Below are 15283 nucleotides of genomic sequence, written 5' to 3'. Positions count from 1 at the left end.
ATCATCAAAACTAAAGCATGAAAAAATTAATTCTAGGCCTGATATTATTTTTATTTACAGTAACACCTTCCTTCTGCAGCGAACTTATCGACGTAGTGAATACTTTTCAGGCAGACAAAACAGCGCTGCAAAATTTTTATTCCAATAGGGAATCCGAAGAATATTATGTGCGGTTTTCTAAATTTTACGGAGAGTGGGAAAAAAAGGTAAAAAGTATTGATTTTAAAAATTTATCTAAAGACGGAAAAGTAGATTATCTGTTACTGAAAAATCTAATTAGCAGGGAAGATTATTTTTTGCAGATTGAATACAAATCGTATAAAGAAATAGCTTCAGTTTTAGATTTTTCTGCAGATATCAATCTTTTTATTCAGGAAAGAAGAAGAGGAAAACGCCCGGTTGCCAGTCAATTGGCCAAAGCATTTGATATTGCCGCAATTACAATCGATAAAAAAACAGAACAGCTTAAAAATAAACCCTTTAAAGACTGGTTTGCAGCAGACAAAGCCGCAAAATCGGCAGCTTCATTTGAGAAATCAGTAAAAGAAGGGTATGATTTCTATTACAGTTATGATCCCGATTTTACTTGGTGGATGGAAAAACCGTATAAGAAACTATCTGAAAAACTAAAAGCTTACGAAGATTTTTTAAGAAACAATTATTCCAAAACAAGTTTAAAAGATGATGGAAGCGGGATTATTGGAAAACCGATTGGCAGAGAAGCTATCATTAAAAGTCTGGCATTCGAATATATTCCGTATTCTCCGGAAGAGTTGATTGCGACTGCGCAAAATCAGTTTGAGTGGTGCAAAAAAGAAATGATCAAAGCAGCTACAGAATTAGGTTATGGGAATGACTGGAAAAAGGCACTGGAACACGTTAAAGATACTTATGTTCCGGCAGGCGAGCAGCCACAGGCCATTACGAATCTCTACAATCAATCGGTAAAATTTATAGAAGACCGCGATTTGATCACCTTACCTGATTTGACAAAAGAAACCTGGCAGATGATTATGATGACTCCGGAACGTCAGAAAGTGAATCCTTTTTTTACCGGAGGCTGGGAAATCAGTATTTCGTACCCAACTGAAGATATGGATCAGAAAGACAAATTGATGAGCATGCGTGGTAACAATCCTAATTTTTCTTTTGGAACAGTACAGCATGAACTGCTTCCGGGACATAACCTGCAGTTTTTCATGAACAGTCGTTACAAATCATATCGCCAGCCTTTTGATACCCCTTTCTGGATGGAAGGCTGGGCTTTGTATTGGGAAATCAATCTTTGGAACAAAGAATTTCCCCAAACGCCCGAACAAAAATTAGGCATGCTGTTCTGGAGAATCCATCGTTGTGCCCGAATCATTTTTTCATTAAAATATCATTTGGGAGAAATGACCCCGCAGCAATGTATTAATTTGTTAGTAAACGAAGTAGGTCATGAGTATGCAAACGCAGAAGCAGAAGTAAGACGTTCTTTTGCCAGCGGAGATGCACCATTATACCAGGTTGCCTACATGACTGGAGGTTTACAGTTTTATGCTTTAAGAAATGAATTGTTAGTCAAAGGATGGACAGAAAAACAGTTTCATGACCGGGTTTTAAAAGAGAATATCATGCCGGTAGAGATGCTCCGGATTTTATTGGAGGATTTGCCTGTGGCAGAAGATTATAAAACAAACTGGAAGTTTTCGACTGATTTTAAAAAATAAAAAGTAATGCTGAATAGCTTTTATTCAAGTTTTAAAATATCAAATTATGAAAAAAATAAAAGTATTGGCTTTGACGATTTGCTGCTTAATTGCTTCAGATAATGTACAGGCACAGGAATATTGGGATAAGATTAAAGCAAAAAAATCAACACTGGAAACAGACAAGGGATTTATTAATCTGAATACAAAAGCTTTTGAATTGAAATTAGTAAAAGCTTCACAAACGGTGGCAGCCTTATCTCCGATTTCAGATAAAACTTTTGATTTTACACCGGGAGACCGACTGTCGATTCGCGATAAAGATGGTTTGTATCAATTGGGAGATATCAATCTCCGCATAAAAGGAGCAGACGGAAGCTGGAAAAGCTATTCAACGGCTGTAAAACGCGCCTCGGTAACGGCTTTAAATGCTTCGGGAAATGTTCTGGCAGCAGCCGATCTTTCGAATACTTTGCCTGCTGATATTCCTTTGACCATAAAACGTTTTTATGAAGAAAAAGATGGAAACTTAATTCTGCGTTTCGAAATTACAAACAAATCAAATTCCACTCAGGAAATAGGAGCTTTGGGAGTTCCAATGATTTTTAATAACATCCTGGAAGGAAAAACATTAGACGAAACACACCTTCACAATGTATTTTTTGATCCTTATATTGGAAAAGATGCGGGTTATCTGGAAGTAAAAAGATTAAGCGGTCACGGACCGGCATTGTTATTACTTCCTGAGGAAAATATGCCTTTTGAAGCTTATCGCCCTTTATTGGATGATGAAACTCCAAGGAGTATTGTCTTTGAAGGTTTCCACGAATGGATGCCTTTCAGTAAAGCGTACGCAGATCAGGAATGGAAAAACGCCGACCAATGGAATACACCTAATTCATTAGTATTAAAAGCCGGGGAGTCTAAAAGTTTTTCTTTGAGATTTGTATTGGTTGACGAAATAGAAAATATTCAGAAATCCTTAATTCAAAACCAACGTCCTGTAGCTGTTGGAGTTCCGGGTTATGTTTTGCCAGAAGATGTTGATGGGAAGTTATTTTTGAAATACAAAAAAGAAGTAAAATCTTTTAAAATAGAACCCGAAGGAGCTTTGGTAATAGATGCAAAACCAACCAATAAAAACGGATATTTTCAATACACCATTCATGGAAAAAAATGGGGGAGAGCAAGATTAACCGTGATTTATGAAGACGGACTGGAGCAAACCATTAATTATAAAATAATAAAATCAGAAACAAACGTAATTAATGATTTCGGGCATTTCCTGACCACAGCACAATGGTTTGATGAAAAAAATGATCCTTTTCACAGAAATCCTTCGGTGATTTCTTATGATTATGAAACCAAAAAACAAGTAAGCCAGGACAGTCGTGTCTGGATTGCCGGTTTAAGCGACGAAGGTGGAGCAGGCGGATGGCTGGGGGCTATGATGAAAGAATTAATTGCTCCAAATAAAGAAGAAATTCAGAAACTGGAACAGTTTGTCGACAAAACACTATGGGGCGGAATTCAGTATAATACGGCGGATACGCTTAAATATGGAGTCAAAAAAAGTGTCTTTTATTACGAACCAAAGTTAATGCCGGAAGGAACTTACAGCAAAGATGTAAATTATAAAACATGGGCGGCCTGGGACAAAAAAGGTTCTGATGATCCGGGAAGATCTTATAATTATCCACATGTTGCAGCAGCGCACTGGACAATGTATCGTTTAGCAAGATATCACGAAGGTCTGGTTACAAACCATCCGTGGGACTGGTATTTGAAAAATGCGTACGAAACCAGTATCGCCATGACCACATTAGCACCTTATTACGCTCAGTTTGGACAAATGGAAGGCACTGTTTTTTTACTGATTCTGAAAGATTTAAAAGCAGAAGGTTATACGGAAATGGCGAATAATCTGGAAGCAAAAATGAAAGAAAGAGCAGACCATTGGAGAACATTAAATTATCCTTTTGGAAGTGAAATGCCTTGGGATTCTACAGGTCAGGAAGAAGTTTATATGTGGTCGGATTATTTTGGATATAACGATAAAGCAAAAGTTACTCTGGACGCCATTTTAGCCTACATGCCAACAATGCCACACTGGGCTTACAATGGAAATGCCCGCAGATACTGGGACTTTTTATACGGAGGAAAATTATCAAGAGTAGAACGTCAGATTCATCATTATGGGTCGACTTTGAATGCTATTCCTGTGCTGGAACAATTCAGAAAAACACCTGATGATTTTCATTTGCTAAAAGTGGGTTACGGCGGACTGCTAGGCGGAATTTCAAATATTACAGAAGATGGTTTCGGGGCCGCTGCATTTCATTCTTATCCGGAAACTTTAAGAATCGATTATTTATCCGGAGATTACGGATCCGGTTTCTTTGGTTATGCGGTCAATACAGCTACTTTTATTACCAATGAAAAAGAATACGGCTGGCTGGCTTTTGGAGGAAACTTAAAAGAAAAAGGAGATGAGATTGAAGTAACCATTACAACTGCGGCAAAATCTAAAGTATTTATTGCGCCAAAAAAACTATGGTTAACATTGGATGCGGGAACTTTTAATAAAGTAAGCTACAATACTAAAACCGGGGTAGTGAGTATTACTTTAGATCCTAAAACAGCATACACGCCAAATGCATATTTAAGAGTGGATCACGATGTAAAATTACCTTACGAAAAAGTAAGAGGCGCATACAAAATAGCTTTAAAAAGCAAAGCCATTCAAATTAAATTATAGAGTATCAAATGAAGCAAAGATCACCAAAACACTTTTTCAAAAAAATACTATTTACGGTATTTGGCCTATTGTTAAGTTTAAATCTGACGGCTCAAAAGTTCGACAAATTTTTTCCCAAAAAAGACCTGACCACAGTAGGAGTATATTATTATCCGGAACATTGGGATCCGTCGCAATGGGATCGTGATTTGAAAAATATTGCTGCAATGGGTTTTGAGTTTACCCATTTTGGTGAATTTGCATGGGCAGAATTAGAGCCTCAGGAAGGTGTTTATGATTTTAAATGGCTTGATAAAGCTGTAGAAATTGCCACAAAGTATAAATTAAAAATTGTGATGTGTACCTCGACAGCCACACCCCCCGTATGGCTCGTTCGCAAGCACCCGGATATCCTCGCTACTTATGAGGACGGTACCAAAACTGATCATGGTTCAAGGCAGCATGCTACATTTTCAAGCAATTATTATCGATCGTATTCCATGAAGATGATTGAGCAACTGGCAAAAAAATATGGACAGAATAAAAATATAATAGGCTGGCAGGTAGATAACGAACCGTCACGTTTTCTGGATTATGGTGCTGATGCACAACAGCGTTACCGCAATTGGCTTAAAGCGAAATATAAAAACATCGCCACCTTAAATCAGGCTTGGGGAAACAATTTCTGGAGCGGAACGTACAGTGATTTTACTCAGATAAATATTCCATTGCACAAAGAATGGGGAATGAATTTACATTCGCAATTAGATCATTATCGTTTTGCCGATGAGGAAACAGCCACTTTTCTGGATGAACAGGCAGTTACTATACGCCAGTTTGTAAGTAAAGACCAATGGATTACTTCTAATTACAGGTCTAATTATAATGAAAGTTTTGTTGGGATGAGTAAAGAACTGGACTTTGATTGCTACACCCGTTATTTAGTTTATGGCGGAAGCACCGGAATTGGTTCAAAAGGGTATCGCCTTGGCGATTATACTGCTATCGGAATGTCGAATGATTTTTTCCGTCCCTTAAAAGGTATGTATGGCTGTATGGAATTACAGCCTGGACAGGTAAACTGGGGAAGCATAAATCCGCAGCCGTTACCGGGAAGTGTACGCATGTGGCTCTGGCACGTTTTTGCAGGAGGAAGTAAATTTGCATGTACCTATCGCTATCGTTCGCCATTGTATGGGTATGAGCAATTTCACTATGGAATTGTAGGTACAGATGGCGTTACACCAACTCCGGGCGGTGAAGAATTTAAGCTGTTTATAAAAGAAATTGATACGCTGCGAAAAAAATACGACGCAAAAGCAACATTACCGGATTATTATCTAAAACGTAAAACAGGAATCCTGTTCAATGGTGATAATGTCATGGGAATTGAATTGAACAAGCAAACAAAAGAATGGAACACTATTGGACATTTTTTAAAATATTACAAAGCAGTAAAATCTTTTGGCACACCGACCGATTTTGTTCGTGATACTACAAATTTTATGAATTATCCATTTTTAATTGTTCCCGCATATCAGATGATTGATCAGAAAATGATTGATAAACTAACGTTGTATGCCAAAAATGGCGGGAATTTAGTTTTGAGTTGCCGGTCCGGAATTCAAAATCGTCAGGGACACCTTTGGGAAGCTAAATTTTATGAGCCAATGTGGAATTTAATTGGTTCTCAAATAGAATCGTACGATCTGCTGATGCCACAATCTCCGGGAATAATAAAGCTTGATAATCAGGAATTTGGATGGACAAGTTGGGGAGATTTGTTAAAACCGAATAAAGAAACCGAAATCTGGGCAACCTACGAAGGTGATTTTTATGCAGGGACACCGGCCGTTATTTCTCACAAATTAGGAAAAGGAACTGTTACCTATATTGGAGTAGATTCTAAAAATGGCGATCTGGAAAAACAGGTTTTAAGAAAACTATACCAAAAACAAAATGTTGCAATAGAAGATTATCCTGAAGGAATAATGGTCGATTATCGTGATGGATTTGGGATAGCAGTTAATTATTCGGATAAGGTTTATAATATCAATTTACCAAAAAACACTAAAGTTTTTATTGGAAATCCTTCAATAAAAACCACTGGTGTATTGGTTTGGAAATATTAAACAGGACTTATTTGGAATGTAATAATTGCTAACACACAACGGATAGATTTTATGTATCAGTTTGAAAAAAAACTCATTTCTCAAACATAATCAGGGGTATGTTTCGTTATAAAAGCAAGCGTCTTTTTGTATCAAAGCATTAAAAATAAATCCGCTGAATCTGCAAAATCAGAGTGAGAATAAAATATAGCCACAGATTTAATTCAATTTAATTCATACAATGAAATGTTGAAAATGAAACTATTTTACTGCCTAATTATCTTTGTATTTGCAGGAACTATTTTTGCACAAAAAGATGTTGATGTAAATGCCCCCGGAGCAAAAAATCCAATTTTACCGGGTTGGTTTGCCGATCCTACAATTAAAAAGTTTGGAGACATTTATTATATATATGCGACAACAGATAATGAAATGCTCGCATCTGGAGCTCCAACGGTCTGGTATAGCAAAGACTTTAAAAACTGGTATAATTATATCATGGAAATCCCATCCTTTTCAGCCCAGTCAATTACAAATTTTTGGGCTCCTGATATTATAGAAGGAGATAATGGAAAATATTATTTGTATTTTGGAAATTGCGAAATTGGCTGTAATATCTACGGTTATGTTTCAGATTCTCCTGTTGGTCCATGGAAAAAATTAAGCGAAAAAGATGTTCCGGTAATTTCAAATGGTTATCCGAGAGAAAATTTTCCATCTCTTGATGCACAGTTTTTTACAGATACAGATGGTAAAATCTACAGTTATTGGGGTACATGGGTGCATTATAACGGAGGTTATGCAGTGGGTGAATTAGATAAAGACTCGATGAGTAAAATGAAAAACTCAACCAACATTCCACTTGAACAAACCCCGGCACCATTTGAAGCAGCTTACATGATGAAAAAAGGATCAAAATACATTTTAATGTATTCCGGTGCATCCTGTCATGATGAAACTTACAATGTTCGCTATTCATATTCTGATTCACCATATGGACCTTTTATTCCAGGAAAAAATAATCCGATTTTGAGTACCAATAACGATCAAACGGTACATGGCCCGGGACATCATTCGGTTTTGAAAGAGAATGACGATTATTATATTGTTTATCATAAACACGATTATCCAATGACCAGAGGCGGACTTGCCAGGCAGGTTTGCATGGATAAGATGGTATTTGAAAACGATTCCATAATCAAAACAGTTGTTCCTTCAAGTAGAGGAATAAAAGATTTGGTAAAATCGGTGGCTCCTGAAGACATCGCTTTTGGAGCAAAAACAGCGGCTTCGTCGTTTTATCATTTAAAATCGACTCAATACGATTATGAATATAAAACTTCATACGCGACTGATGATAATAATGCCACTATGTGGAAAGCAGCAGACAATTCAACGCCACAACATTTAATTATCGATTTAGGTTCAGAGAAAAAAGTAAAAAGAGTAATGACCCAATTTGAATTTGCAAGTTATTATTATCAATATAAATTAGAATATTCACTAAATGGAATAAAATGGTTGCAATATGCGGATAAATCCAAAAATAAAACAGCCGGCAGCCCAATGATTGATGATCATGATGTAACGACTCGTTATATAAAACTGACTGTTTTAGGAACCGAAAAAACCGGGCTTTATGCTGCAGTCTGGAATATAAAAGTATACAGCTCCTTATTTGATGTTCCGTTAAATTTAAAAAACAAAGAATCCAATACAGTTTCTGCAGCAAAAAGCACTAAGAAATTATTGGTTGATCTTGACGCTGCTACTATTGCTGATAAAACACCAATTGCTACTATAAAAAATAAAGGAACTATTGGGGGAATATTCAGTAAAAGTGGAGAAGTATTTTTAGAAAAAACCGAAGGAATAAAAGCACTAAATTTCAAAAAAGGTGCTCTTACATTAGACAAATCATTGCCAAAATCCTTATCATGGAATGGTTCTTATACCGTAGCAACGTGGGTTAAAAATCCGGAAATAGCAAAAGAAGGAGAAATTCTGGCTTCATGGTGTGACAGAGCCCAATTTGGTCTGGCAAATTCATATAATGCCCTAGCTTACAACAGTGGGCCTTATGGCGCAGGAGTACATTTAGACGGACATTTTGATATGAAATTCAACAAACTTCCTGAAGCAAATGAATGGCATTATCTGGTTCTGACTTTTGACGGTGTTGTTGAGAAAGTATACGTAGACGGAGTTTTAAATAATTCGCAAAATATGCTTTTATCTTCGGCCATCGATAAAGCTAAAATTATAATTGGTGCTTCAGATATTGGAGAGAATTTTTCAGGATTTATCGCTTCATTACGAATGTATGATTATGCTTTAAATCAGGATGAAGTAGTAAAAATGATGAACCAGACAAAACCTAAAAAAGAATAAAATAAGATTGATTAATTTAGCGGGTTAACGTAAAATTAGAAAAAAATGACAATAGGTGTAGGCGGTTCAAGCGCTGCAATTGAACTAGAAAAAATAGAAAACAGAATACTCGATGTTCAACCTATTCAATTAGAAGAATATCAGGAACGTATCAAAAAGGCGGTAAACTTAATGAAACAACTTTCTGTTAAAGCAATGTATCTTAACGCGGGAACAAATTTGTATTATTTTACAGGAACACTTTGGAGTGCTTCTGAACGAATGGTTGGAGCAATACTTTTTGAAGACGGTTCTTTAGAATACATAGTGCCAAAATTTGAGGAAGGGACTTTTAAAAAATATAGGAAAGTCGAATCAACGATTAATTGTTGGGAAGAACATGAATCTCCCTACGTTTTATTCGGAAAATTACTGAATAAAAAGAATTTGACTAACGGAACTGTTTCTATAGATGAATCGGCAGCTTATTTTTTAGTTGACGGAATTTCAAAAACCAATAATGTTTATGATTTTGTAACGGCACAAAACATTACATCATCATGCCGAATGCAAAAATCTAAAAACGAAATTGCTATCATTCAAAAAGCTAAAGACATAACAATGGAGGTTCAACGAGCCGCAGCCATAATATTAAGGCCTGGAATCAGCGTTAGCGAAGTGACAGATTTTGTAAATAAAGCACATATAAAAGCAGGAATAACTTCAGGAGCTTACTTCTGTATTATTTTGTTTGGTGATGATACCCAATATCCTCACGGAGTAGCAGTTCCTCAGCTTTTAAAAGAAAATCAGGCTGTGATTGTTGATACAGGCTGCAGGTTAGAAGGCTATCTTTCTGATATTACAAGATCGTACGTTTTTGGAACTCCTTCAGAAGAATATAAAACGATTTGGAATCTGGAAAAAAAGGTACAGCAAACTGCTTTTGAAGCTGCACAAATTGGTACTGAATGCGGATCTGTAGATGATGCTGCCCGTAAAACATTGGCCGAAGCCGGATTAAGCCCTGATTATGATTTACCCGGATTGCCACACAGAGTAGGACATGGCACCGGACTTGATATTCATGAATACCCGTATTTAGTCCGCGGTAGCAAGATAAAACTGCTGGAAGGAATGGTGGTCAGTAATGAACCTATGATTTGTATACCTGGTAAATTCGGAATCAGACATGAAGATCATTTTTACATGACTGAAAACGGACCAAAATGGTTTACGGCTCCGATGGATAGTGTTGAGAATCCGTTTGAGTATTAATTTTTATTAAAAAATAAAATATGAAACGTTTATTACTTTTACTATTGACCATTGTATATTGTTCAGGTCAGGCACAGGAAAACCCTTTGATTTGTATTGAAACTAAAAGTGCTGCTTTGGTTTTAAAAGTAGGTAAAAATAAAAAATTGTATCAAACATATTTTGGTTCAAAGCTGAATAATAATCAGGAGTATGAATTTATTTCAAAAGAAAATACAAAAAAGTTTGCCATAAATGATGGAAATCCTTTAATCGATTTACGTCATTCGGCATATCCGACTTTTGGTACCAATAATTTATTTGAACCGGCAATACGAATGACGCACAATGATGGAAATCCTTCTTTAGAATTGGAATATCAAAATCATACCACACAGAAAATTGATTCGAATACAACAGAGACCATTATTAAGTTAAAAGATCCCCAATATCCTGTTTATGTTTCGCTTCATTATAAAACATTTGCTAAAGAAAATGTAATTGAGTCCTGGACAGAAATTCAGCATCAGGAAAAAAAGGCTCTGACACTTTATAACTATGCATCATCAGCTTTGCATCTCGATGCTGATAGATATTGGCTGACCCAATTTTACAGTGATGTTGTCGAAGAAATGCGAATGGAAGAAAGTCAGCTTACAAGAGGCTCAAAAGTTATCGATTCAAAACTGGGAGTCAGAACGAATATGTTTGCCGCACCAAGTTTTTTTCTTTCATTAAACTCAAAGTCAGCAGAAAATGAAGGTGAGGTTATTGCAGGAACAATTGCATGGTCAGGAAACTTTAAGTATACTTTTGATATTGATAATAACAATGAACTGCGAATCATTTCCGGAATAAATGAATTTGCTTCAGAATATAATCTGAAACCAGAGGAAGTATTTAAAACCCCGGTCTTTATTTATACATTTTCTAATAATGGAAAGGGGCAAGCCAGCAGAAATTTACATGCCTGGGCTAGAAAATATGGATTGAAAGACGGAGAAAAGCCACGCTTGACATTATTAAATAATTGGGAAACTACTTTTTTTGATTTTGACCAGGCTAAATTAGCCAATATGTTTGTAGATGCCAAAACATTAGGCGTTGATATGTTTTTACTTGATGACGGTTGGTTTGGAAATAAATATCCGAGAAGTGGTTCGGTTTCCGGTTTGGGAGATTGGGAAGCCACAAAAGCAAAATTGCCGGATGGAATTGGTTTTCTGATGGAAAAAGCCAAAGAAACCAATGTCAAATTTGGTATCTGGATCGAACCCGAAATGATTAATGAAAAAACCGAACTGTATGAAAAACATCCGGATTGGGTTTTAAGTTTGCCCAATCGTGAAAAAAGTATCTACAGGACACAGTTGGTTCTGGATTTATGCAATCCAAAAGTGCAGGATTTTGTCTTTAAGGTAGTTGATGATATTATGCAGACCAAATCGGGTGTTGCTTTTTTTAAATGGGACTGTAACAGAATGATGACAAGCGCTTATTCTAATTATTTAAAAAATCAGCAATCGCATTTATTTATTGAATATACAAAAGGATTGTATAAAGTTTTGGATCGAATAAAAAATAAATATCCAAATCTTCCGATGATGCTTTGTGCGGGCGGAGGTGGAAGGGTTGATTACGGACTACTGAACTATTTTACAGAATTTTGGGCAAGCGACAATACAGATCCTTTCGATCGGATTTTAATTCAATGGGGATATTCGAATTTTTATCCCGCTTTGGCAACCTGCAATCACGTCACTTCAATGGGAAATCAGTCTATTAAATTCAGAACCGATGTTGCTATGATGGGAAAATTAGGTTTTGATATTCATGTTGGCGGACTTAGGGAAGACGAATTAAAATTTTGTCAACAGGCAGTTGCCAATTACAAAAGATTAGCTCCTGTAATCTGGCAGGGAGATTTATATCGATTGGTATCACCGTATGAGGACAGCAGGGCAGTACTAATGTATGTTAATGAAGATAAAACCCACTCAGTGCTTTTTTCATACACTTTGCATCCGCTTACAGATCCTAATTATAGTCTGGTAAAGTTAGAAGGACTGGATGCTTCAAAAAAATATCAGGTAAAAGAAATTAATTTGATGTCAAACAACAAAAATACATTTGAAGAATCTGGAACTATTTTCTCTGGTGATTTCCTGATGAAAATTGGACTGAAAGTTTCTTCTTCCAAACCAGAATATAGTGTTATTTTGGAAATCACTGATATTGAATTGAAGAATTAATTCTCAGGAATCTTTTGTTTTTTTAGCTTTAAAGTATTGTTGTGTTTGTTAAGTTCTTGTTTAGTAGGTAGATATGTAAATTTTAATTAGGTAAAATAGTATTAAATATGGTTAATATTGTATTATAAAACTTATAATTTAATATTATATTTGCAGAGAACATAAGTTCTTAACCTACTAAATTAGTTAACATGAAAAAACTTTTCTTTCTAGTTACCCTTTTTCTGTGCAGTTATTTTGCAATAGCCCAGAAAACCCTATTTACTCCAACAGAATGGAGCGACCCCAATAATGAGTTTTACAATAAAGTATCAAACTCAAGAAAATATGAATCTACCAATTTTGTTCTATATTGGGGAGATAAAGTAGGTACCAATCCTGCTACTTATTCTAATACCGCATTAAGGTTTACCCCAAAATCTGTTGCAGATACGCTTGAAACCAGTTTTAAACGGTTTATTACCGATTTACATTTTGTCAATAATGCCCCAACGACAAACTTAGGCAAGTACAAAATCATTATCATGATGATGAATACATGGAATTCTACAGATCCGAGATTAGAGGCATTTGCGCAGGCAAGTTCATTTAGTAATACTATTGGTGCTATGTTTGTACATCCGGAAGCCACCAGAGATGGAGGGGCATTATCGCATGAATTTGCGCATACGCTGCAAATGATGATGCGTATTCAGGAAAATCCGGGCAACGGAACTGCATTTGCAGGATATGACTGGGGCGGTCCATTTTTTGAAGGACATGCCAATTTTATGAGAGCTCAGGCCTATCCCCAATGGGCAGAGATTGATGGTACTTTAACCAGGTGGATACAGACCAAACATTTTATGTGGTCATCGAATAGACATCACTACACAAACTTTCACTTGATGTATTATGTTCAGGAAAAGGAAGGATTTGATTTTACAAGAAGAATGTGGGCAGAATCTATCAATGAAGAACACCCGCTTCAGACAATTAAGCGACTAAAAGGCTTTACACAGGACCAACTCGATGATTATCTCTGGGGATATGCTCAAAGACAGCCTGCATTCGACTATCCTATTCAATGGAATTCACAAATAAATGCAACCAGTAATTTTGGAAAGACAATTAGAAACGTGTACAATAGTATAAAGACCAATATGCCACGTTATACCAGCAGACAATATACGCTTCTTACTAAAGTTACAGGGACCACAGATCAATTTTATACTAATAATGACTGGGCTCCACAGGATTATGGTATGAATGTTATTCCTCTATATCCAACTTGCAGTGGAACCCAAAAGAAAGTCACCATTAAATTCAAAGGGCATACAGAGGTTAATACTACCCAGGCCGGATGGAGATATGGTTTTGTTACCACAAAAACAGATGGGACAATATCTCGTTACAGTCCAATGTATAAAACAGATGGAGAAGCTTCTTTTACACTTAATACGTCTACAGAAGCAAATATTTTTCTTGTAGTTTTTGCAGCACCTAAAGTTCATGTCAATTACAATATGGATGTGGGTTATCCTAAGCAGAGAAGATATCCTTATGAGCTTAAAATTGCAAATGCAACTCCTGAAGGATTTCAGCCTTCTGCTAATTTTAGAAGTTTTCTTAAAACAAATGGGCACATACATACTAACGGTGGAGGATGGGTATCCAATAATGCGAATGTTGCATCGACAGTTTATGTTGGTCCTTATGCGGTGGTCAGAGCCGGTACCGTTTCAGGAAATGCTCGTATAGAAGATTATGCTATGGTAGATGGAGGAACAATAAATGGAAATGCTATTGTAAGAGGAAATGCCTGTGTTTACAATGCAACTATATCAAATAGTGCAATAGTAGAAGGAAACGCCTGGATGGAAGGTGGATCGGTTTCAAATACAGCTAATATTAAAGGAAATGCAATGCTTTTTGCCGGAAATTTTGGAAGTTCAGTTGTAGTGGGCGGAGATGCAGAGATTGGCAGTTGCTCAACTCCGGGTGTTTATTTGCAATTTCCTTATTGGAGAAATGGCAGAACAGATTGTGATGGTAAAGGTGCCAGTGATACTTCTAACGTTGACATCAATGCTTCATTCACCAATTTTTCGGCAGCGACGATGGCATTTAGCACAACTCCAAATTGTACAGTTACTACAGTTACCGCTAAAAAAGCAACTCAGGAGGAAGATCCTTCTTCTGATGTGAGTTTAAATATTTATCCAAATCCAACAGGAGGTAATCTGATTATCTCTTTTATGCAAACAGAGCATGAAAAAGTTACTGTTTCATTATTTGATATCAATGGACGTAAATTAGACGTAATCACAGATAAAATATATGATATTGGTAGAATTGATCTTTCTTATAATTGTAGTCATTTAATTTCAGGCGTTTACTTACTAAGTATTCAAACCGGAAATTCAATTGTAAACAAGTCAATTATTAAAAACTAAGAGAATATTATATTCTCTATTAATTTTAACTTATTTGTTATCTTGTAAATTAAGGCATCTTATTATTAGATGCCTTTTTTGTTTTTATACCTTACCTCTTTATTTAAGTTTTTTATTATTACAAATTCTTAGTTATTTTCAGTTTTTACAATTTACATGTGTGTGTATGTTATTTTGAATAATAGAAATACAGGAAAATATGTCTTTTAAATTTCCACTTTATAAATTGTATTTTATTTAAAAATTAATTAAAATAAGAAAAAACCTATTTTTTGTTAATTTTTTAAAAACTATAAAATTTATGTTATCAGTAGGTTAAGAAAAAAAACGAAAAATATTGAAAAAAAACCGGTAATAAGTATTGGATATCTCAATAAAGTGCCTACTTTTGCACCCGCTTTGAGAAACAAACGACAAGCGAAAAACAAAA

Annotated in this window: 7 protein-coding genes; all 7 read left to right on the top strand. The window is 35.8% G+C overall.

Annotation, left to right across the window (positions count from 1 at the left end):
- The first annotated feature begins 17 nt into the window (after positions 1-17).
- Positions 18-1712, top strand: a complete 1695-nt coding sequence (locus JE46_RS17120) for a DUF885 family protein (RefSeq protein ID WP_031456502.1) — start codon at positions 18-20, stop codon at positions 1710-1712.
- 46 nt (positions 1713-1758) lie between these two features.
- Positions 1759-4449 carry a DUF5695 domain-containing protein gene (locus tag JE46_RS17115; RefSeq protein ID WP_031456501.1) on the top strand — a complete coding sequence of 897 codons (2691 nt, stop codon included), beginning with the start codon at positions 1759-1761 and terminating at the stop codon, positions 4447-4449.
- Positions 4450-4457: 8 nt separating this feature from the next.
- Entirely contained in the window at positions 4458-6560 is a 2103-nt protein-coding gene (locus JE46_RS17110; protein ID WP_031456500.1) for a beta-galactosidase, read from the top strand.
- A 234-nt stretch (positions 6561-6794) separates the two neighbouring features.
- On the top strand, positions 6795-8930 hold the full coding sequence (locus JE46_RS17105; RefSeq protein ID WP_236010678.1) for a family 43 glycosylhydrolase: 2136 nt from the start codon (positions 6795-6797) through the stop codon (positions 8928-8930).
- Between the two features lie 45 nt (positions 8931-8975).
- Entirely contained in the window at positions 8976-10187 is a 1212-nt protein-coding gene (locus JE46_RS17100; protein ID WP_031456498.1) for a M24 family metallopeptidase, read from the top strand.
- A gap of 20 nt (positions 10188-10207) precedes the next feature.
- Positions 10208-12418: an alpha-galactosidase gene (locus tag JE46_RS17095; RefSeq protein WP_031456497.1), complete on the top strand. Its 2211-nt coding sequence runs from the start codon at positions 10208-10210 to the stop codon at positions 12416-12418.
- A 191-nt stretch (positions 12419-12609) separates the two neighbouring features.
- Positions 12610-14853: a DUF6055 domain-containing protein gene (locus JE46_RS17090; protein ID WP_031456496.1), complete on the top strand. Its 2244-nt coding sequence runs from the start codon at positions 12610-12612 to the stop codon at positions 14851-14853.
- Positions 14854-15283: the final 430 nt, after the last annotated feature.

Origin of the sequence: Flavobacterium chungangense LMG 26729 (genome assembly GCF_000735715.2) — a bacterium.
GTDB classification, from domain to species: domain Bacteria; phylum Bacteroidota; class Bacteroidia; order Flavobacteriales; family Flavobacteriaceae; genus Flavobacterium; species Flavobacterium chungangense.
This window is presented reverse-complemented; position numbering and strand designations above follow the sequence as displayed.